14 protein-coding genes and 2 pseudogenes are annotated in these 19,758 nt (G+C 57.2%); 15 read left to right on the forward strand and 1 reads right to left on the reverse strand.

The features are described 5' to 3' along the window. The first annotated feature begins 462 nt into the window (after nucleotides 1-462). From ACDA63_RS02445 to ACDA63_RS02485, 9 genes are all read left to right on the forward strand, one after another. Entirely contained in the window at nucleotides 463-2,502 is a 2,040-nt protein-coding gene (locus ACDA63_RS02445; RefSeq protein WP_373661576.1) for an SLBB domain-containing protein, read from the forward strand. Between the two features lie 57 nt (nucleotides 2,503-2,559). Then, nucleotides 2,560-4,113 carry an undecaprenyl-phosphate galactose phosphotransferase WbaP gene (gene wbaP, locus ACDA63_RS02450; RefSeq protein WP_373661577.1) on the forward strand — a complete coding sequence of 518 codons (1,554 nt, stop codon included), beginning with the start codon at nucleotides 2,560-2,562 and terminating at the stop codon, nucleotides 4,111-4,113. A gap of 490 nt (nucleotides 4,114-4,603) precedes the next feature. Beyond that, nucleotides 4,604-5,821 (forward strand): GumC family protein, encoded by a 1,218-nt coding sequence (locus tag ACDA63_RS02455; protein WP_373661578.1) that lies wholly within the window; start codon nucleotides 4,604-4,606, stop codon nucleotides 5,819-5,821. Between the two features lie 100 nt (nucleotides 5,822-5,921). Then, on the forward strand, nucleotides 5,922-7,187 hold the full coding sequence (locus ACDA63_RS02460) for a flippase (RefSeq protein ID WP_373661579.1): 1,266 nt from the start codon (nucleotides 5,922-5,924) through the stop codon (nucleotides 7,185-7,187). Further along, a complete protein-coding gene (locus ACDA63_RS02465) occupies nucleotides 7,180-8,274 on the forward strand; it encodes a glycosyltransferase family 4 protein (RefSeq protein WP_373661580.1) in 1,095 nt (364 codons plus the stop codon). The genes ACDA63_RS02460 and ACDA63_RS02465 overlap by 8 nt, the downstream gene beginning before the upstream one ends. After that, entirely contained in the window at nucleotides 8,267-9,445 is a 1,179-nt protein-coding gene (locus ACDA63_RS02470; protein WP_373661581.1) for a glycosyltransferase, read from the forward strand. The genes ACDA63_RS02465 and ACDA63_RS02470 overlap by 8 nt, the downstream gene beginning before the upstream one ends. Continuing rightward, a complete protein-coding gene (locus ACDA63_RS02475) occupies nucleotides 9,420-10,460 on the forward strand; it encodes a glycosyltransferase family 4 protein (protein ID WP_373661582.1) in 1,041 nt (346 codons plus the stop codon). Before ACDA63_RS02470 ends, ACDA63_RS02475 begins: the two co-directional genes overlap by 26 nt. Then, complete coding sequence (locus tag ACDA63_RS02480) at nucleotides 10,450-11,655, forward strand: O-antigen ligase family protein (RefSeq protein ID WP_373661583.1); 1,206 nt, start codon at nucleotides 10,450-10,452, stop codon at nucleotides 11,653-11,655. Before ACDA63_RS02475 ends, ACDA63_RS02480 begins: the two co-directional genes overlap by 11 nt. Further along, nucleotides 11,652-12,821, forward strand: coding sequence for a glycosyltransferase family 4 protein (locus ACDA63_RS02485; protein WP_373661584.1), 1,170 nt, complete (start codon nucleotides 11,652-11,654; stop codon nucleotides 12,819-12,821). The genes ACDA63_RS02480 and ACDA63_RS02485 overlap by 4 nt, the downstream gene beginning before the upstream one ends. A 93-nt stretch (nucleotides 12,822-12,914) precedes the next feature. On the opposite strand, the pseudogene cpsB reads toward ACDA63_RS02485, so the two are convergent. Continuing rightward, a pseudogene (gene cpsB, locus ACDA63_RS02490) lies at nucleotides 12,915-13,072 on the reverse strand (mannose-1-phosphate guanylyltransferase/mannose-6-phosphate isomerase); the annotation flags it as partial. A gap of 106 nt (nucleotides 13,073-13,178) precedes the next feature. Between cpsB and ACDA63_RS02495 the strand changes: the two are divergent. From ACDA63_RS02495 to nusA, 6 genes and pseudogenes are all read left to right on the forward strand, one after another. Then, a complete protein-coding gene (locus ACDA63_RS02495; RefSeq protein WP_373661632.1) occupies nucleotides 13,179-14,261 on the forward strand; it encodes an acyltransferase family protein in 1,083 nt (360 codons plus the stop codon). A 582-nt stretch (nucleotides 14,262-14,843) separates the two neighbouring features. Beyond that, a complete protein-coding gene (locus ACDA63_RS02500) occupies nucleotides 14,844-15,722 on the forward strand; it encodes a ScpA family protein (protein ID WP_373661585.1) in 879 nt (292 codons plus the stop codon). Nucleotides 15,723-15,837: 115 nt separating this feature from the next. Then, nucleotides 15,838-16,416: pseudogene (scpB, locus tag ACDA63_RS02505) on the forward strand (SMC-Scp complex subunit ScpB); the annotation flags it as partial. Between the two features lie 196 nt (nucleotides 16,417-16,612). After that, nucleotides 16,613-17,596: a 23S rRNA pseudouridine(2605) synthase RluB gene (gene rluB / locus ACDA63_RS02510; protein ID WP_373661586.1), complete on the forward strand. Its 984-nt coding sequence runs from the start codon at nucleotides 16,613-16,615 to the stop codon at nucleotides 17,594-17,596. 211 nt (nucleotides 17,597-17,807) lie between these two features. Further along, entirely contained in the window at nucleotides 17,808-18,251 is a 444-nt protein-coding gene (gene rimP / locus ACDA63_RS02515; RefSeq protein ID WP_373661587.1) for a ribosome maturation factor RimP, read from the forward strand. A gap of 23 nt (nucleotides 18,252-18,274) precedes the next feature. After that, on the forward strand, nucleotides 18,275-19,747 hold the full coding sequence (gene nusA / locus ACDA63_RS02520) for a transcription termination factor NusA (RefSeq protein WP_373661588.1): 1,473 nt from the start codon (nucleotides 18,275-18,277) through the stop codon (nucleotides 19,745-19,747). The last annotated feature ends 11 nt before the right edge of the window (nucleotides 19,748-19,758 follow it).

The following is a 19,758-nucleotide window of genomic DNA, read 5'->3' on the forward strand; positions in this document are numbered from 1 at the left end:
ATTGATATAAAAGGGTTTGCTTTTTCCGGTGTGCCCTGAGGGGTAGTCTTTGTTGACGATTTTTCTAGGCCGTAACTGTCTGAGATATAAGGAAAATCCTGCTGTAATATCGACAAAATCCTCTTGCGCTGTCCTCTGCCGCCTGTCGTAAAGCTGCGATTTCCTCATATAGCGTCAGGAGTATCTCCCGTATCATTCGCACCCTTCGAATCTGTTGCTTTTGGCAATCTGGGTGCTTTTGTGACGAACTTGGTAGTTCGCTCCTGGCGGGTATGCTTGGGGCTGGCAGTGTGTGCGCTGCTGACGACTTCGATGGTTGCGGCGCAGGAAATAGGTGCAAGCGCTGCTCTGGCTCGACCCGATGCGACGACGCTGCAGCGTGTGACGATTGCCAATGTCCCTGTCCAATCCGAGCCAGTAGCGCGACCAGATGCAGGTGCGAGCGCTGACAAGGCGCCCGCTTTGCAGGAGTCCAACAAGGCCGTCCCTGCGGGCGATGCCGCCCCGACCGAATTCCAGCGTTTCGTACAGACGTCCACGGGCTCATTGCTGCCGATCTTCGGGCGCGATCTGTTTTCCAAGGCCGCCAACTTTGCACCGGTCGAGAATGTTGCTGCGCCTGCCGACCACATCGTAGGTCCGGGAGATGAAATATTCATTCGTGGCTGGGGCCAGATCGACGTCGAGGTGCGCTCCGTCGTCAGCCCCGAGGGCACGATTTCCATTCCCCGTGTAGGCATCGTCAAGGTGGCGGGTGTCCGCTATCAGAACCTGCAGGATCACATTGCCGCCGCAGTCGGCCGTTATTACCGGAACTTCGAGCTCGACGTTTCGCTCGGCAAGCTCGGTGCGCTGCAGGTGTTTGTCGTCGGGCAGGCCGAGCGCCCGGGCCTATACACCATCAGTTCGCTGTCGACGCTCACCAACGCGCTGTTCGCAGCCGGCGGCCCTTCTTCGATGGGGTCGATGCGCCACATCCAGCTACGTCGCGGCGACAAGACCGTGGCCGAGCTCGACCTGTACGACATCCTGCTAAAGGGCGACAAGTCGAGCGACCAACGTCTGCAATCGGGCGATGTCATTTTCATTCCTCCCGTTGGCCCGGTGGCCGCGGTATCTGGCGCAGTGAAGGCGCCTGCCATTTACGAGCTCAAGGGCAAGAACTCCACTATCGGCGAGCTTGTCGGCTTCGCCGGCGGCATTACCACTACCGCAAGCACCAAGCGTCTGTTGCTCGAACGCCTCGACGGCATCAAGGGGCGTCAGGTAAGCGACACCGCCTTTGACGACTCATCGCTCTCACGCACGTTGCGCGACGGCGATATCGTCCGTATCGACAGCCAATCCCAGAAGTATGACAACGCCATCACGTTGCGTGGCAACGTTGCGCAGCCGCTGCGCACCGAATGGCGCCAGGGACTGCGCGTTTCCGACGTAGTGCCCGATCGTTCCATGCTCATCGATGAAGCCTACTGGCAGCGCGCTGCTGGCCGTGCGTATTCGACAGGCCCGCGTTCCACGGACGCCGTTCGCAACGACATCCAGCACCTGCTCGATGAAGTGAACTGGGACTATGCCGTGGTAGAGCGACTCAATCGCCAGACGCTCAATACCACATTGCTGCCGTTCAACCTCGCCAAGGCGCTGGAGAAAGATGAGCAGAACAACGTCGTTCTGCAGCCGGGCGACATCATCACCATTTTCTCGAAGAAAGACGTACGCGTACCCGTCGACAAGCGTTCGGCCTACGTACGCGTCGAAGGCGAAGTGCAAGTGCCCGGCGTGTATCAGGTCCTGCCCGGCGAGACGCTGCAGGACGTCGTCAAGCGCGCAGGAGGCCTGACGTCGCGTGCCTATCTGTTCGGTTCTGAATTCACGCGCGAGTCAGTGCGCATCGACCAGCAACGCCGTCTGGAAGAGGTGATCGACCGCGCCGAGCGTGACCTGCAGGCCTCCGTCGCCCAGCGTTCCGCGCGCGCCAGTTCCGCTGAAGAACTCGCTTCCGTTCGTGCGCAGGAGGAGAACCAGCGCAACACACTGCAGCGCATGCGCAACCTGCGCTCCAGCGGTCGCATCGTGCTGGAACTCGATCCCGACGCCAATCTGGCGGCCTTGCCTGCACTGCGCCTGGAGGATGGCGATCGCTACTACGTGCCGCCCGCAGGCGCCACCGTAGGCGTCTATGGCGCGACCTACCAGCAGACCGCGCTCATCTACAAGCCGAACAAGACAGTCAATGACTACCTGGAACAAGCCGGCGGTCCGACCCGCAACGCTGACTCCGGCAGCACGTATGTGCTGCGTGCGGACGGCTCAGTGATCTCCAAGCGCCAGAGCGGCTGGTTCGGCAGCTTCGGCGGTACGCACTTGATGCCTGATGACAGCGTCGTCGTGCCAGAAGACTACAACCCGTTCTCGTGGATCAAGGAGCTGAAGGACTGGTCGCAGATCTTCTATCAGTTCGGTCTGGGTGTTTCGGCGATCAAGGTTCTGCGGGATTGAGGGTAATTGAGAGTCCCGAAGTGGGAATCTCTCAACCATACATAATGGACACTCCATATGAATGCGAGCAGCGCTGTTGTACGAGACGGTGACGTCCTAGCTTCCGGTCGTATCGCTGCAAATAACTCAGTGATGGAAACTGAGGAAACGCTGCGGCAGCGCGACTGGCGTGCCCAGTTCGAGGCATCGATCCGGCACTATCGTCCTATCGTCAATCGCGCCGTCTTGGTCGCTGGCGATGTATTGGCAATCTGGCTGGCATCGGAGATCGGACGCCTCTGGATTGCGTTCATGGCGAGAGGAGTCAAGAACGCTGCGGTCCCTAGCAACGGCGTTTTCTGGTTGCTTGGATTATCTGCGATCGGCGTTCTTTGGTATCGCGCCCACTACGATCGTCGGATGCCGATGTGGGACGAAACGCTTCAGGTTATTAAGGTTGCGCTTTGCGGTGCGATGCTGAATGGCGCTCTGGTCTTTTTCGGATCGGTGTGGACGTCTCGCGGCGCAGTTCTATTGGCTTGGGTAAGCCTGATCGTACTGTTTCCGCTGGCTAGATGGTTCGCCCGAAAAACGCTGATCTCCGCCGGATGCTGGACCCGTCCGACGATTATCATTGGCGTCGGAAACAACGCTGTCGAGACTGCTAAAGCGGTTGCAACGGAACGGCAGATGGGGCTGCGAATCAGCGCATTTGTCGTTCCTCCGGGAGACGTGTCGTCCCGTGCATTCATCAAAATTGCCGATCGCCAGGTGCCGGTGTTGCCGTACGAGGCGATCGAGTCGCTGTCCGTCGCCGAAGCGCAAAAAGCCCAACTGATTGTCGCCATGAACACTGGGGGCCTTCGCCGTCGCGAGTGGATGGTGGGCATGCTGTCGCGTGAGCGCAGGGAAATCGCAGTGGTACCCGATTTTCGGGGGCTTCCGCTGCACGGCCTGACGGTCAATCATTTCTTGGCCGAAGAATTTCTCATGTTGCGCGTCAATAACGTCCTGGCGCAGCCGCTGGCGCGGTGGATGAAGCGTGCGATGGATATTGCTCTATCCATCGCGATCATGCTGCTTCTTGCTCCGTTGTTCTTGTACCTGTTCAGCCGCATCCGCGCCGACGGCGGTCCCGCCGTATTTGCGCACTTCCGGATAGGCAAGGGAGGGAAAGAGTTCCCTTGCTACAAGTTCCGGACAATGGTTACCAATTCGGCCGAAGTCTTACGCAACATTCTCGAAACCGATCCGGAACGCAGGGTCGAATGGGAGCGTGATTTCAAGCTCAAGGACGATCCCCGTGTGACGCGAATCGGAGCGTTCTTGCGTAGAACCAGTCTGGACGAACTTCCCCAGTTGTGGAACGTATTTCTCGGGCATATGAGCCTCGTTGGTCCTCGCCCCATCGTGCGGGCGGAGCTTGAGCGCTACGGTGACCATCAGGGGCTGTACCTGTCTGCTCGGCCCGGGATGACGGGGTTATGGCAGGTCAGTGGCCGAAGCGATACCAGCTATGCCCATCGTGTCGCGCTAGATGGGCGATACGTCAAAAATTGGTCCGTCTGGAGCGATTTGATCATCCTTGTTCGTACGGCCTGGGTCGTTTTCAAGGGACAAGGGGCGTACTAACGCGCCTGGCGGCTTGCCTCTTTTCAGTAGCCTCGTATTTTTGGAAAAACAGATGAAAGCAGTGATTCTGGTCGGGGGCTGGGGAGTCGCATCAGCGAAGAGACGACGGTCAGCCCAAGCCTATGGCGGATATCGGCGACAAGCCCATCCTCTGGCACATCATGAAAATCTAGTCATCCTATGGGGTGAATTGTGGATACCGCCGAGAACTCCATGACCGGATCCCGGTGCGGCGCGTGAAGATCACGTCAAGAATGAAGAACTCTTCTGCTTCACGTACGGCGACGGCGTGGCCGATGTGAATATCGGCGTCTTATTGAATTCCAAAAACGCAATGACAGTTGATTTACACCGAAACCTGACCCCGGGGCGGCGGCCATTTGTCTTTGGGGCAGCTGGCTTTAAATCCTGAAAGACTAGGAGCGCTTTTGGCAAGACAGCCTTGCTGCACGCTTATCCCTGCTGACGCACTGCGTTATATGGAAATAAAATGCAAACTGTAATTTCGTCGGGCGCAGACGCCCAGCTATCGAGCTCCGAGCCGATTTTTTTCCTCGATTATCTGATTATGCTGGCTCGGCACAAGAGTTCCCTCATCGGTCTACCGCTCGTGGCCGGTTCGCTTGCCGCCGCAATCACGTTCGCAATGCCCAATGTCTATACCGGCAGCGTACGCATCCTGCCGCCGCAAGGACAATCGGGAGCCGCCTCAGCGCTGCTGGGGCAACTCGGGGCCCTAGGCGGTCTTGGAGGTGGCGCGCTGAGCGGTAAAACGCCTAATGAGACGTATATCGGAATGCTCAGTAGCAGGACCGTCAGCGATGAACTGATTGCGCGTTTCAAACTCGACAAGGTCTACGAAACAGAATTTCCCAGCGATTCCCGCAGGGCATTGAAAAACGCCACGACGTTCACGAATGGACGCGACGGCATGATTCTCATCGAAGTGAATGACAAAAACCCGGAGCGCGCAGCTGACATTGCCAATGCCTATGCAGAATCCTTGCGACGACTCACGCAAACGCTCGCAGTCACGGAAGCCGGTCGCAGGCGTCTGTTCTTTCAGACTCAGCTGAACCAGGCCAAGGAGTCACTGGCAAACGCCGAGGTAGCCTTGAAAAATACCCAGGAGCGCACCGGGTTGATCCAGTTAAGTGGGCAGGCACAAGGCATCATCGAAGCAGCTGCTAACCTTAAGGCAAACATCGCGGCCAAGGAGGTAGCATTGCGTGCGATGCGTACATTCGCTGCTGCCAGCAACCCGGAGTATTTGCGGGCGCAGGAGGAATTGGCTGGCTTGCGTGCAGAGCTTGCCAAGGTTGAGCGTTCGCCTAATTCAGGTAATGGCGATATCAGCATTGCGACCGCTAAAGTTCCAGGCGTTGCGCTCGAATATGCACGCAGACTCCGCGACGTAAAATATTTCGAATCGATGTTCGAACTCTTGGCCAAGCAGGTCGAGCTGGCGAAGATCGACGAAGCCAAAGACAGCGCTGTCGTCCAGGTGCTGGACCCGGCGGTCATACCCGATAAGAAATCGACTCCCCGGCGTAGTCTGATTGTCCTGATCACCATGTTCGTGACATTTGTGTTCGCAGCAGGCCGCGCACTGTTCAAGGAACTGGTCCGCGAGGCGGAACAGACGCCAGGTACGGCGCAACGCATTCAGGAATTGCGTGCAGCACTGCGGTTGCGCAGCGTCAAATAGTCGGGCCGACAAATTTCCAGCACACCGGTCATGACGTCGGTGGAGGCCGTTAGCGCTGCGCGTTCAGGCTCGCGATCGCCAGCCTCGCAATTAGTTTTCCATGTTCAAAACGAAAATTCAATCTCAAACGGTCCGCGATATTGTTAAGGTATTGACGGGCAATATCGTTGCTCAAGGGCTCGCGTTTCTTGCAACTGTGCTGGTGTCGCGTGACCTCGGTCCGGCCCGCTATGGCGATTTTGCCCTGATCGTCGCCATCTTTACCTTCTGCACACAGCTATCGGATTTCGGTACCTCCACCTCCTATGTCCGTTTCCTGGCGCGTCATCGTGACGCTACCGACCGGGCACTCAATTCGTTGGTGACCTTCAAGCTACTTACCGGCAGCGCGTTAGGTGTCCTGATTTGGTTTTCGGCGCCGATGGTATCGGAGTACTTTTTCAACACCGGTGTGTATGTCAAGTATTTCCGGTGTACTGCACTTGCGTTGGTGTTCCATTCCATACTAACCAGTTTCATCGCGCACCTGCAGGGACTGGAGCGCTTCCGCAGTTATTCGCTGCTGAGCATTGCCCATCATGGCATCCGTCTCGTCAGCATGCTCGCCATTACCTTTGGTCTTCACGCGAGTGCACATTTCCAGTATTTCTTGTATGCCTACTTCTTTGTCGCGGCATTGCTGGTCATCGTTCTGGTGGTGCGCTGGCGTGTCAGGCCGGTCATGCATTGGGCCTATATTCGCGAGATTTATTCACTCGGCTTCTGGATATTTCTTTCCTCGGTCGCAGTCATCCTGATGATGCGCATCGACGTCGTTATGCTGCAAAAGCTGGGCGATCCGGTCCAGACGGGGCTGTATTCGGCCGCGTCGAATCTCGCGATGGTGTTCCCCCTGATCACGATGTCAATCACCGCGACCCTCATGCCGAAGATGGACGGATTCCTCCGCGACCACAGCGTCCGCGATTTCATACGCCGGACCGGCCGCCTGACGAAGTACGTGCTGGGAGTGTGCTTGGCACTGGAACTGGCTTCGCCGCTAGTCATCAAGCTCATGTTTGGCGAAGCATACCGGGACAGTACCTCGGTATTCGGCATTCTGCTGGTGTCGTATATGTTTGGGATCGTGATCAACCCGATCTCGCTCATCTATTACCAAGTCAGCCGGGCTTACATCCTTACGCTCGTGAATTGGGGCCAGTTGCTGATCGGTTACGTATGCAACTTGATCCTGATACCGCGTTTTGGTGCGGACGGCGCTGCTATGTCATCGGTGCTGCTACATGTCTTCAGTAGCAGCATCATCGTCGGCTATTTGTATGTAGTACAGCCCACACTGCCCGCTACCGCAGCAAAACATGCCTGAAGACAATGTGGAAAGAACGATGAAACTGGCTTTTATCAGCGAGTACGAGGAAATCGGCGGTGGTGAATCGAACCTGATGAACCTGTGCGAAGAATTGTCGAAAACGCATGAGGTTGTCCTGTTTTGCAGCGGCAAGCTCTACACGCACGCGACAGCGCGCGGCATATCCTGCCGCCAGTTTTCCCTCGGAGGAAGGCGGTGGCTGCGTTTCCTGCCCTTGCTGAGTTTTCCAGGAACTCTGCGCCGAGAGCTGGCTGGTTTCGACTTGGTTCATGCCTATTCGGTGAATATCCTTCCGCGCCTGTTCATGCTTGGCAGGCCCGTTGTCTGGACTACCCATGGGTATTGGGAACGGCCAAGTGGAGGTCGTGCGCGCATGATCGACCTGATTGTCCGGCGCGTCGTCGCGGTATCGACAGGCGTGTATGACGCGGCGCAGTTTAGTGCGGACAAAAAGTGCAAGATCTTTCTCGGGACATCCCTGCCACACTGCGAGCTAGCAGGCCAGTCGTCCAACCGCCATGATCTCCGTCTTGTCTGCGTGGGTCGTTTTCAGGACATCAAGGGCCAGGATGTCTTGCTCGAAGCGCTGGGCGCATGTGCACGCGCCCAGCCTGGCCGGCACTTCATCCTGGAGCTGGTCGGCGACGTCAACGGGAACTCACCTGCGGACTTCCAATACAAGGCCAGGCTGGAGGCGCTCGCGGATACGGTACGCGCTCCGAACCTGAGCATCGATTTCAAGGGCTTCCAGCCAAACCCGACGCAGTTCATGCGAAACGCGGATCTTGTCGTCATTCCGTCGCGCTACGAATCCTTCAGCATGGTAGCGATCGAGGCACTGGCTTGCGGCAAGCCAGTGATCGCTCCTGACATTGGAGGACCGAAGGACATCATCGACAGTGCCGACGTGGGGCTGCGCTTCGAGCCAGGCAATGTGAGTTCACTGGCTCAAGCGATTCTCGACATGGCAGCCGGCCTGTCGCGTTATTGTCCGGAAACGTGCGCGCGTCGTGCCCAGGACTTTTCAGTGGCCCGCCAGGCGCAGGAACACGTCCTGATGTACGAGGAAATTCTCAGTGCTTAAGGTTCTCATCGTTGCCGGATCCTATCCGTATCCTGAGCACCGGGATGGCCTTGCCAAGATCAATGCAAACTTGCTGGTAACAAATTCGTCGTTTCGTGCCGACATGTTGTGCGTGCAAGACGTGGATTATCCCGAGCCGCCAATGTCGGCATTCTACAAAATGCCGGCGCTTCCCGCGCTGTCGCGCGCCGCGCAGGCAGGCGCCTACCTGTTCTCCTCCATGCCGATCGGCTTGGTCAGGCTCGCGCCGTATTTCGATTCGTTCAGCCGCTTCATCATCAACAATCATCATCGCTACGACGTGATTCACCTCAGCTCGGCCTACATGGCTGGACTGGTGCGCCACTTGCCTCCCGAAGTAATCGCCAAAACGATCCTGTTTCCGATCGATTCAGTATCTCTGTTCTGGGCACGACGTCGCGACGCGGAACAGGGCTTTCTCAAGCGTCAGTTGTACGGCGAGGAACTGCTGCGCAATCGCCGCCTTGAGCGCGAACTGTATCCACTATTTCGCAAGGCCGTCTTCGTTTCCGATGTCGATGCTCGCCATGCCCAGAAGCTGGCGCCGCGGGCGCATTGCACGTCGATTCCGAACGGTGTCGATATCGCCTATTTCCATCCCATGAGCGTGCAGCGCACCGCGTCGATCGTTTTCACAGGAGACATGTCGTACGCACCGAATCGTGACGCGGCATATTTCCTGCTCGACGAAATTTTGCCGCGCATTCCGCCCGAGTTGGCGCCGCATGTCTATTTGGTCGGTCAGCGCCCGTGCAAGCGGCTGCAAAGTCTGAATATGAAAGGCCTGACTGTGACCGGATTCGTCGACGACCTGCGTCCCTACCTGGCCGAAGCAGCCGCGTACGTGTCGCCATTGAGGTTCGGGAGCGGCATCAAGAACAAGGTTCTCGAAGCGATGGCAATGGGGCAGGTCGTCGTGGGCACCCCGGTCAGCTTCGAGGGAATTGCCTGTAAATCGGGCAAACACTGTATCAGTACCACCACTACGCCAGATGACTTTGCCGCGGCACTCACGGAGGTGTTGCGCGACCGCGCGGCGTTCGAGCCGATGGGGGCGCAAGCCCGTGCTCTGGTCGAACAGGAATACTCCTGGGATTCAATCAGAAAGGCTTACGGAAAATTATATGAAAGTTGCGCTGCTCACCGATAAATTCGCAACCGGCGGCGGGCTCGAGCATATCTACCAATTATGTAGGGGGATGCCTGATGTCCAGTTCGGCGTCTTCGGGAAAGATGGTGAGGCGCGCGAGAAGTTCGCGGCCATGCCGAATATCCAGCTGTTCTTCGACACGGAAGTGCGGACCGTGAACGCATTCGGTCCCGATATCGTGCACTACCATCATTTGCGTCCGCTGCTGAGCACCTCGATGCCGCGCGCGCGATCGTTGTTTACAGTGCATGGTGTACACCTACATAAATTCGAGTTTCAATCCGGCCTTCGCGCCAAGCTAGGACGCATGGCAAGGCTGGTTCTGGAAAAATTCCTCTATCGTCGCGTCGACAGGTTCATCACGGTGTCGACGGAAGACCGCGCCTTCCTGCTCCAGCATTATGGCGTGGACAGTACAACGATCTACAACGGCATCGATTTCGCTCCGATCGAACAGGCGCGGGGGCCCAAGGAAGCACTGCGCCGCTGCTTAGGCCTGCCGCTCAACAAGCAAATCTACTTGACAGTCGCACGATTCGACTTTCCCAAAGGCTACGACGTCCTTGTTCACGCAATTGCGCAATTGCAGCGCGAAAACGCGGCAAACGATCGGGTATTTGTGTTTGCGGGCGACGGCGCCTTGCTGGAGGCGACACAGGCTCTTGCCGCGTCGCTTGGCGTCAGCGGGCACATCATGTTTCTCGGAAGGCGCACCGATGTGTACAAGCTGATGACGGCGGCGGACGTGTTCGTGTTGCCGAGCCGTTGGGAAGGCCTGCCCTTGACCCTGATCGAGGCACTGGTGGCGCGCCTGCCCGCTGTGGCAAGCCGTACGTATGGTAACGCGACGGTTCAGCGGGAAACCGGAGACAACGTCCGGTTGTTCGAGAACGAAAATCCGTCCGATCTAGCGCATGCCCTGCAGCACCCTCCAAGCTTTACGCCGTGCGACCTAGCACCTTTCCAGCTTGCCAAAATGGTCGAATCTACCCGGAAAGTCTATCTTGACCAATAACGACATTCGGGCGCCGTTCCCCAAGCTCTTGCTCATCGCCCTCGCGCTGAGCATCCTGACTCTGCCCTTGGTTCTATTGACCAAGGTGTCAGTCGGGTCGAGCCAGTTCTCAGTATCGTATCTGTTCATTTGTGTCGTGCTCGGCTGGACCGCGCTGGCAGCGCTGCATCGGATCAGCCCGCGTCAGCGCTCGACCCTGGGCGGCGCAGCTGCATTACCGGCCGCGTTCTTCTTCACGGTGGTGCTGTACACGATCGCGAACGGCGTAGACACTGCGTTTCTGATGAATATGCTCTTCTGGATCGGGGCTAGCTATTTGGGCCTGTTGATGGATCCTGACTTGGCCAGAAAACTAGCAAAACAGATGCGGGCAATCACCTTTTTTGCAGCTATTCTCGGGATCTTTCTCTACGTGGTGAATTTCCCACTTCTCGATATCGAATCGCTGGCCAGCGACATGTATTTCGTCAATGACTGGGGACACTATCGTGCAGCATCAATTTTCCTGAATCCAAACAGCTTCGCCTACTTTCTGGTCTTTTCTTTTTGCATTTATCTTTTCGGCCCCGATCGGCTGAATATGTGGCGGATCTTGAGCCTTGCGTGCGGCCTGGTCGCATTTGTTCTGACGGGCTCGCGGTCTGGTTTCATCGCCTTGGCGGTGCTTGTATGCTTTTGGATGGCCCGCTGGCTGAGACCGGGTCCTCGCTTCATTTTATACAGCATCACCAACTTGGCATTACTGTCCTTGCTCGTGATCCTTGTGATCCTGAGCGAGTACCTAGTCGGCTACGATGTGCGCTTCGAGAAGTGGGCATTTTCGGTTGAGCTGTTCCTGAGATCCCAAGAGTTTTGGCTTACCGGCATGCCGGTTGACGTTCAATTGGAGAATCTCGGGATGTTTTTCAGCGATAACATGTTTCTCACCTTCCTGTTTCGGATGGGAGTTTTTGGCTTCTTGTTCTTTGGGCTGTATTACCTGTACATCCTTTGGCGTGCCATGCAGTGTCTGATCTGGGGTGAGCCGACGGCGCGGCCCTTTGCCGCATTTTCGATAGTCTGTTCGATCCTCTTGTTTTACTCTAATTTCTTGTATCTTTATCCGTTGGTCTTACTGCACGGAATAGCTGTTGGGCAGGTATTGCGCGCCGAAAAAGGATCTCCATCTACGGTTTCTATAAAGGTTGTGCAATGAAAGTTGCGATCGTACACGAGTGGTTTGTGAATTATGCCGGCTCCGAAAAAGTGGTCGAGCAAATGCTTAAGTGTTTTCCCGAGGCGGACCTTTTTGCCGTCGTGGACTTTCTTCCGCCGACAGAACGCGGCTTCATCATGAACAAGCCGGTACAGACCTCGTTCATCCAGCGTTTGCCGTTCGCAAAGACAAAATACCGTACTTATTTACCTTTGATGCCGCTCGCCGTCGAGCAGTTCGATCTGTCTTCCTATGATCTGGTGCTGTCAAGCAGCCATGCTGTATCGAAGGGGGTTCTCACCGGCCCCGATCAGCTCCATATCAGTTATGTGCATTCGCCGATCCGCTATGCGTGGGACCTGCAGCACCAGTACCTGCGCGACTCCGGTCTCAATGGTGGTCCGAAAGCGATGCTAGCGCGCGCGCTGCTGCACAAGATTCGCATGTGGGACACCCGCACTGCAAGCGGCGTTGATCACTTCCTGGCGAATTCCCAATTCATCGCGCGCCGGATCAACAAGAGTTATCGCCGCCAAGCCGAGGTTCTGTATCCGCCAGTTAATGTCACCGGGTTCGAACTGAAAGAAAAGAAATCGGACTTCTACCTGGCAGCGTCCAGAATGGTTCCGTATAAGAAAATGGACCTGATTGTCGACGCTTTTACCGGCATGCCCGACAAACAACTGGTCGTCATTGGAGAAGGTCCGGATTTCGAAAAGGTTGCAAAGCGGGCCGGGTCGAACGTGAAGCTGCTCGGTTACCAGTCGTTTGCGGCGCTGAGGCAGTACATGCAGGACGCTAAAGCCTTCGTTTTTGCGGCGGAGGAAGATTTTGGCATTACACCGGTCGAAGCGCAGGCGTCCGGCACGCCGGTCATCGCTTTTGGCAAGGGGGGGGCGCTCGAAACGATTCGTCCCGTCGGCGTCGAACGCCCAACGGGGATATTCTTCACGGACCAAAATGTCGAGTCCATTCAGCAGGCGGTCGCCAGGTTCGAGGATGTTGCCGCGCAGATCACACCGACGAATTGCCGAATGAACGCAATGCGCTTCAGCGAAGAAGCGTTTCGCGAACGCTTCACCGCAGCGGTCGACCAAGCATATCGTTCGTTCAGCGAAGCCAAGGCCGTTGACTACGACGCCATCGGGCACCTGGTCTCGATTTGAGTCGTAACGTCGCCGAGTGCGCCAAGCGGCGAGCCCGTGGCGCGGCGGTGGGAGAGGGCCGCGCCAGTTGTTCGTGCCCCGCGCGCCAGGTGCTTAAGCGTGGCCGTACAGGTCCCAGAGCCGAACGATCTCGTCTTCGCCGAGGTAGCTGCCCGATTGTGCTTCGATAAGCTCGAGAGGCACCTTGCCCGGTCTTCGAGCGAGTGGACCACGCCAACCGGGATGTGGATTGGTTGGTTTTCCGTCAACAGGGGCTTCGTTGCACAACACCCCCACGCAGTGTGAACGAGCAAGCCCTCACTGCCTGATTCAAACAGACCTGCAAGTGTCCACTATCGAAACTTCTTGGATTTGATTTTGAAGAGAATTACTGAATTAACAGGCCTAAGATGCCTCGCAGTCATGATGGTCGTAATTGGTCATGCACAGCAAACAACTCAAGGGGGGTATAGTGGTTGGTTGTTGCCACTAAAATTATTCTCCAATGGATACCAAGGGGTTTTAATATTCTTTGTGTTGAGTGGATTCTTAATTACAAGCATATTAATATCAGAATATGGCAATACTGGAAAAATTGATTTCGTAAGGTTTTATTGCCGTAGGGCCTTAAGGATTTGGCCGGCGTCTTATGCTGTTATTCTGGCCATCGTTCTATTATCAGCGATTGGACTCATTAATGTCGCACGGCAGCAATCAGTATTTGCGGCCCTTCATTTATGGAACTACTCCGGCCCATTAGGCCTAAAAGAAGTACATGCCTCCCATCCTGATGGTGTTTGGTATTTTGGCCATTTTTGGAGCCTTGCACTCGAAGAGCAGTTCTATTGGGTCTGGCCGCCCCTGCTTATCTTTCTACTCCGGTTTAAAAATGAGAAAATCTTACCTGGACTCATCATTTTAATTCCAATTGTACGTATGGCAACCTACGTGCTATTTCCAGGTCTTCGTGACTATTTAGGTATGATGTTGCACACTAGTGTGGACGCCATGCTGATTGGATGTTACGCAGCGTTAAAACAAGAGAAGATAAAGAGTATGATGGATTCATCAAAGCACACCAATATTTTCTGTACAATATCAATTGTAATCTTGTTCTTCGCTATGCCTTCGATTGCAAATAATTATGGAGGCTACTGGAATGCGACCTACGGAAGAACAGTTGAAGCAATACTTGCTGCGGTTCTCATGCTATCAATTATTAATATTGAAAATTTCTGGCTATCGAAAATTCTTAGGGCTAAAATTTTCGTTTTTATTGGAACGATTTCATTTAGTCTGTACTTGTGGCAGCAGGTGCTTCTTGGGAAGGGTGCGCCGTTGGCATTTAAGTTTCCATTTAATATAATTCAGGCGGTTTTGCTTGCAAGTTTAAGCTATTGGTTTATAGAAATGCCATTTTTGCGAATAAAAAACAAAATCAAATTAGAGGATAATATTTGAAATAATTAGTCGTCCCTGAAGTGCCTAGGGCGACTGCATCTGTTCGTCATGGCGACTTCACGACCAGCACTGTGCCCGTTCTTCATCGTCCCATGCTCACCGTCATTCCCTCGATTATCACGTGAGCATGATCCACTGGGTCAATACAGACCTCGGCTGGTACTGGGAAATTCCGGAGGCCGGGATTGAGTATGATTGCAGGACTCGAGATTTGAAGTATCAGGAGATACTGTATAAGTTGCTTGCCAAGCAATATGAGTTGGCCAAGCTGGACGAGGTCCGGGGATAGCGGTGCGGGCATTCAAGTCTTGGGCAGGGCGGTAGTGCCACAGAATAAGGCACGCCCGAAGGACGCTGATCGTCGTATTATCTTTTTTTTGGAGACGCTTTCCTGAGGATCGTCCTCGCTTTCCTGAAGAGGGATGGCCGCGCTTAGCAGACAAGCCGGATCAGCGCGCCCGTCTCGATTAGATTCGGGCTGCATGGAAGGGACGACTCTCCTAAGGCCTAGGGCGTGGCTCTGTTCTGTGAAACAATCGCACGCCGACTTGACGCGGTGATGTTGTCAGCCGGCCCAAAGGCATGGTCATTGAATTGCAGAACGAATCTTCCAGCCCATTTGTTGACCTCGTCCACCAAGGACAACCCGCCCTTGTCGTCGACGAGGCGCATCCGCTCGCGCGCATCTACGGCGAGCCGATGGTGGAGATGCCGACGGATCTGTACATTCCGCCGGACGCGCTGGAGGTGTTCCTCGATACCTTTGAAGGTCCGCTCGACCTGCTGCTGTACCTGATCCGGCGCGCCAACCTGAACGTGCTCGACATCCCGATGGCACCGTTGACGGCGCAGTATTTGCAGTACGTCGAGGCGATGCGGGCGAGCAATCTGGAGTTGGCGGCTGAATACTTGCTCATGGCGGCGATGCTGCTGGACATCAAGTCGCGCATGCTGCTGCCGCGTCCGCCCAAGGAGAAGGGCGACGACGCCGAGGCGGAGGACCCCCGTGCCGAACTGGTCCGACGCTTGATGGAGTACGAGCGCATCAAGCGCGGGGCACAGAATCTCGCGGTGCTGCCGCGCGTGGAGCGCGACTATGAGTGGACGGCGGTGCACATTGCGACCGTGGCCGTGGAGCGACTACCCGATGTGAGCCTGGCGGATCTGCAACACGCATGGCTCGGATTGCTGCGGCGTGCGCGCCTGAATCAGCATCACCGCATTCATCGCGAGGAGCTGTCGGTGCGTGAGTACATGACCGAGATCCTGCGTGGCCTGCAGGGGCGCCACAACGTACCTTTTACGGAACTGTTCGACCTGTCGCACGGCGTGTCGAGTCTGGTGGTGGGCTTTCTTGCGGTGTTGGAGTTGTGCAAGGAGCGCCTGATCAACATTACGCAGAACGCGCCGATGGAACAAATCTATGTCCGACTTCCCCAGGAATCCAACGATGCAGGATGATAACGTCATCCCGCTGCATCCCGACGAAGCCGCCAACGACCTGAGCACCGACGACGAGATCATTCCTGCCGAAGAGGGTGGGGCGCTCGCGCCATTGGGGGATGCCGAAGCCGGTATCGATGTGGCGCTGGCGCGGCAGGTGCTCGAGGCCGCCCTGTTGTCGGCAACCGATCCGATGAGTACCGGTGAACTGCGCCGCATGTTTGAACCCGATCTCGGCGCAGAATTGGTAAACCGGCTGCTGGCGGATGTGCAGCGCGACTGGCAGGGCAAGTCGGTGGAGTTGGTGCGGCTGGCGTCCGGATGGCGTTTTCGCACGCGGCCCGAGCTGCAAATTTATCTGGACCGGTTGAAGGAAACCCGTGCTCCGCGTTATTCTCGCGCAGTCATGGAGACGCTGGCGATCGTGGTTTATCGCCAGCCCGTCACACGAGGCGACATCGAAGACATTCGCGGTGTCGCCGTTTCCAGCCAGATCATCAAGCTGCTGGAAGGGCGCGGTTGGATCGACACAGTCGGTTACCGCGACACCCCGGGCCGTCCGGCCCTCTACGCTACGACCAAAAAATTTCTCGACGATCTTGGTTTGCGCAGTCTCACCGAGCTGCCGCCGTTGACCGAGATTGAAGGAGTCCTGGACCTTGTCGACACAGCACAAAACACCGAAGCGCCCTCCGTCGAAGGCGCGCGGGAACTCCCAGCGCCGGTCGGATCGCCCGAGCGGTCCGCGCCCGAGCACCCCGAGGCCGGCGACGAGCCGCCCGAGGAGCGCGGCGCAGAAGAATAACGGTCCGCGCCGTCCGCGCGTACCGAATGGTGAAACCCAGGCCGATTTTGGTCTGATCGATCTTGAACCGCGCTACGACGACGAATTCGACGACGGCGATGACATGCAGCCCGGTGCGGTTGCGGCGGAATCCGATGCCGATGATGGCACTGCGGGCCGCGGTCGCAATGCCAAGGGTGGTGGCGCCAATGGCAAGGACGACGGCAGCGTAGCCGAGCGCATCCAGAAAAAGCTGGCCGAAGCGGGGGTGGCGTCGCGCCGCGAGATCGAAGACTGGATCGTTGCCGGTCGCGTGAGCGTAAATGGCTTGCCGGCCTTCCTTGGTCAGAAAGTCAGCGCAGGCGACCGGGTAAAGGTCAATGGCAAGCTCGTTAATCTGCGCTTTGCCGAGCGCGCCGCCCGCGTGCTCGTGTATCACAAGCCCGAAGGCGAAATCGTCTCGCGCGACGACCCGGAAGGTCGCCCCAGCGTATTCGATCGCTTGCCCGCACTGCGTCGCGGACGCTGGATCGCCATCGGGCGCCTGGACTTCAATACCAGCGGGCTGCTGTTGTTCACCGACAGCGGTGATCTGGCCAACCGTCTGATGCATCCGCGTTATGAACTCGAGCGCGAATACGCGGTGCGCATCATGGGGGAACTGACCGAAGAGCAGGCCAAGAGCCTGACCGAGGGCATTCAGCTCGAAGACGGTACCGCCCGTTTCAATAGCCTTCGCGATGAAGGTGGCGAAGGCGCCAACCACTGGTATCGCGTGACGATTTCGGAAGGCCGTAACCGCGAAGTGCGCCGTATGTTCGAATCTGTCGGCCAGATGGTGAGCCGCCTGATCCGCGTGCGCTATGGCGCCGCGGAATTGCCGCGCCGACTCAAGCGCGGCATGTACGAAGAAATGAGTCCCGAAGGCGTGGCTGCGCTGGGCGGCAAGGTATTGCCCAAGAAGCAGCAGCGCCCCGGTGATCGCCGCACGCCGAAGGGGCCGCGCTCCACGCGCCCGCATCGCACTCCCAAGGCGGCGGACGCTCCCAAGACACCGAAAGCGCCCAGGGCACCCAGGGCGCCCCGCGCTCCGCGCGCTGGCCGCTGAATCTTCGACGACACCTGCCCGGACGGGCGAAGAGGGCGGCTACATGCCGTCCCCGCCCGTCTGAGGCGCGCGTGCGCATTTACTGAGCAGGCGTCAGCGTGTTATCATCTCGTTGATTCGTTGGTAAGTCTGCTGACGGAACCTGAAACAGGCAGCCGTTTTTGGCGGGTCGGGATGGGCGTTATGCCCATTTTTTATTTGTAGCGCGCAAATGACATTCTTGAACAACGTCGAAGCAATCGTAGACAGTGCCGTGACCGGCCTGGGTTACGAACTGGTCGATCTGGAGCTGTCGCCCAAGGGGCGCTTGCTTCGTGTCTTCATTGACATCGACCGGGGCATCAACGTGGACGACTGCGCCACGGTGAGCAATCACCTGCAGCGTGTGTTCGAGGTAGAAGGCGTCGACTACGACCGACTTGAAGTGTCCTCGCCGGGGCTCGATCGTCCGCTCAAGAAGGCAGCAGATTTCGAGCGCTTCGCCGGCCAGGATGCCCAGGTTCGTATCCGCATTCCCGTGGGTAATCAGCGCAACTTCGCCGGCACGCTGGTGGGTGTGCGCGACGGTGCGGTGGTCATGACGACCGACAAGGGCGAGGTCAGCTTCGCCCTCGATCAGATAGAAAAGGCACGCCTCGTGCCGAAATTCGATTAAGCGATTTCGGGAGTTTTCAAACAATGAGCCGCGATATTCTGCTGCTTGTGGACGCACTGGCGCGCGAGAAAAACGTCGCTAAGGACATCGTCTTCACGGCCCTCGAACAGGCATTGGCCTCGGCGACCAAGAAGCGCATCCATGACGACGCCGACGTGCGTGTGTCCATCGACCGCGAGACGGGCGACTATGAGTCGTTCCGCCGCTGGCTTGTGCTGCCCGACGCTGAAGTCGAGAACGACGAAGCACAAATGGGCTTGATCGATGCGCGTGACCAGTTCGCCGACATCCAGGTCGGTGAATACGTTGAAGAGCCGCTCGAACCGATCGACTTCGGTCGCATCGGTGCGCAGGCAGCCAAACAGGTCATTCTGCAAAAGATCCGCGACGCTGAGCGCGAGCAGATCCTGAATGACTTCCTCGATCGCAAGGAACACCTCGTCACCGGCAGCGTGAAGCGTGTCGAACGCGGCAATGCCGTGGTCGAAGTGGGCCGCCTCGAAGCGCTCCTGCCGCGCGATCAGCAGATCCCGAAGGAAAACCTGCGCGTCGGCGACCGTGTGCGCGCATATCTGCTGCGCATCGATCGCAGTGCGCGTGGTCCGCAACTGATCCTGTCGCGTAGCGCGCCGGAGTTCATCTCGAAGTTGTTTGAGCTTGAAGTGCCCGAGATCGAAGACGGTCTTCTCGAAATCAAGGCAGCCGCTCGCGATCCGGGCCTGCGCGCCAAGATTGCCGTCAAGGCCAACGATCCGCGCATCGACCCGATCGGCACCTGCGTCGGCCTGCGCGGTTCGCGCGTCACCGCCGTACGTAACGAATTGGGCGGCGAGAACGTCGATATCGTGTTGTGGAATGCAGATCCGGCGCAGTTCGTGATCGCAGCGTTGGCACCGGCCGAAGTGAGTTCGCTGGTGGTCGACGAAGAAGCGCACAGCATGGACGTCGTGGTCGACGAGAGCAATCTGGCAATGGCCATCGGCCGCGGCGGTCAGAACGTCAAGCTCGCATCCGAGCTGACGGGCTGGACCATCAATCTGATGACCGAGACCGACGCCGTCGCCAAGGGCGAAGAAGAACGTGGCCGTCTGCGTGCCCTGTTCTGCGAAAGGCTGGACGTGGATGAAGAAGTTGCCGACATCCTGATCGAAGAGGGTTTCTCGTCGCTGGAGGAAGTGGCCTACGTGCCGCTGGCCGAAATGCTCGAGATCGAAGCCTTCGACGAAGAAACGGTCAACGAGCTGCGCCAGCGTGCACGCAATGTGCTGCTGACCGAAGCGATCGTCTCCGAGGAGCAGCTTGAAAACGTCGCTGACGATCTGCTCAGCCTCGAAGGTATGGACAAGCAACTGGCAGCCAAATTGGCCAGCGGTGGTATCAAGACCCGCGACGACTTGGCCGATCTGGCAGTGGACGAGTTGATGGAGCTGGCCGAGCTGTCTGAAGACGCGGCCAAAGAATTGATCACCAAGGCGCGCGCGCACTGGTTCGAGTAAGCAGGGAGAAG

The sequence above is a fragment of the Uliginosibacterium sp. sgz301328 genome (assembly GCF_041807905.1).
GTDB lineage: Bacteria > Pseudomonadota > Gammaproteobacteria > Burkholderiales > Rhodocyclaceae > JBGVSA01.

What these genes read in the sequence shown, in the direction of transcription:
- nusA (WP_373661588.1), top strand. Translation starts at nt 18,275, where the DNA reads ATGAGCCGCGATATTCTGCTGCTTGTGGACGCACTGGCGCGCGAGAAA.
- ACDA63_RS02475 (WP_373661582.1), top strand. Translation starts at nt 9,420, where the DNA reads ATGAAAGTTGCGCTGCTCACCGATAAATTCGCAACCGGCGGCGGGCTC.
- ACDA63_RS02465 (WP_373661580.1), top strand. Translation starts at nt 7,180, where the DNA reads ATGCCTGAAGACAATGTGGAAAGAACGATGAAACTGGCTTTTATCAGC.
- ACDA63_RS02500 (WP_373661585.1), top strand. Translation starts at nt 14,844, where the DNA reads ATGGTCATTGAATTGCAGAACGAATCTTCCAGCCCATTTGTTGACCTC.
- rimP (WP_373661587.1), top strand. Translation starts at nt 17,808, where the DNA reads ATGACATTCTTGAACAACGTCGAAGCAATCGTAGACAGTGCCGTGACC.
- ACDA63_RS02460 (WP_373661579.1), top strand. Translation starts at nt 5,922, where the DNA reads ATGTTCAAAACGAAAATTCAATCTCAAACGGTCCGCGATATTGTTAAG.
- ACDA63_RS02485 (WP_373661584.1), top strand. Translation starts at nt 11,652, where the DNA reads ATGAAAGTTGCGATCGTACACGAGTGGTTTGTGAATTATGCCGGCTCC.
- wbaP (WP_373661577.1), top strand. Translation starts at nt 2,560, where the DNA reads ATGAATGCGAGCAGCGCTGTTGTACGAGACGGTGACGTCCTAGCTTCC.
- rluB (WP_373661586.1), top strand. Translation starts at nt 16,613, where the DNA reads ATGCAGCCCGGTGCGGTTGCGGCGGAATCCGATGCCGATGATGGCACT.
- ACDA63_RS02455 (WP_373661578.1), top strand. Translation starts at nt 4,604, where the DNA reads ATGCAAACTGTAATTTCGTCGGGCGCAGACGCCCAGCTATCGAGCTCC.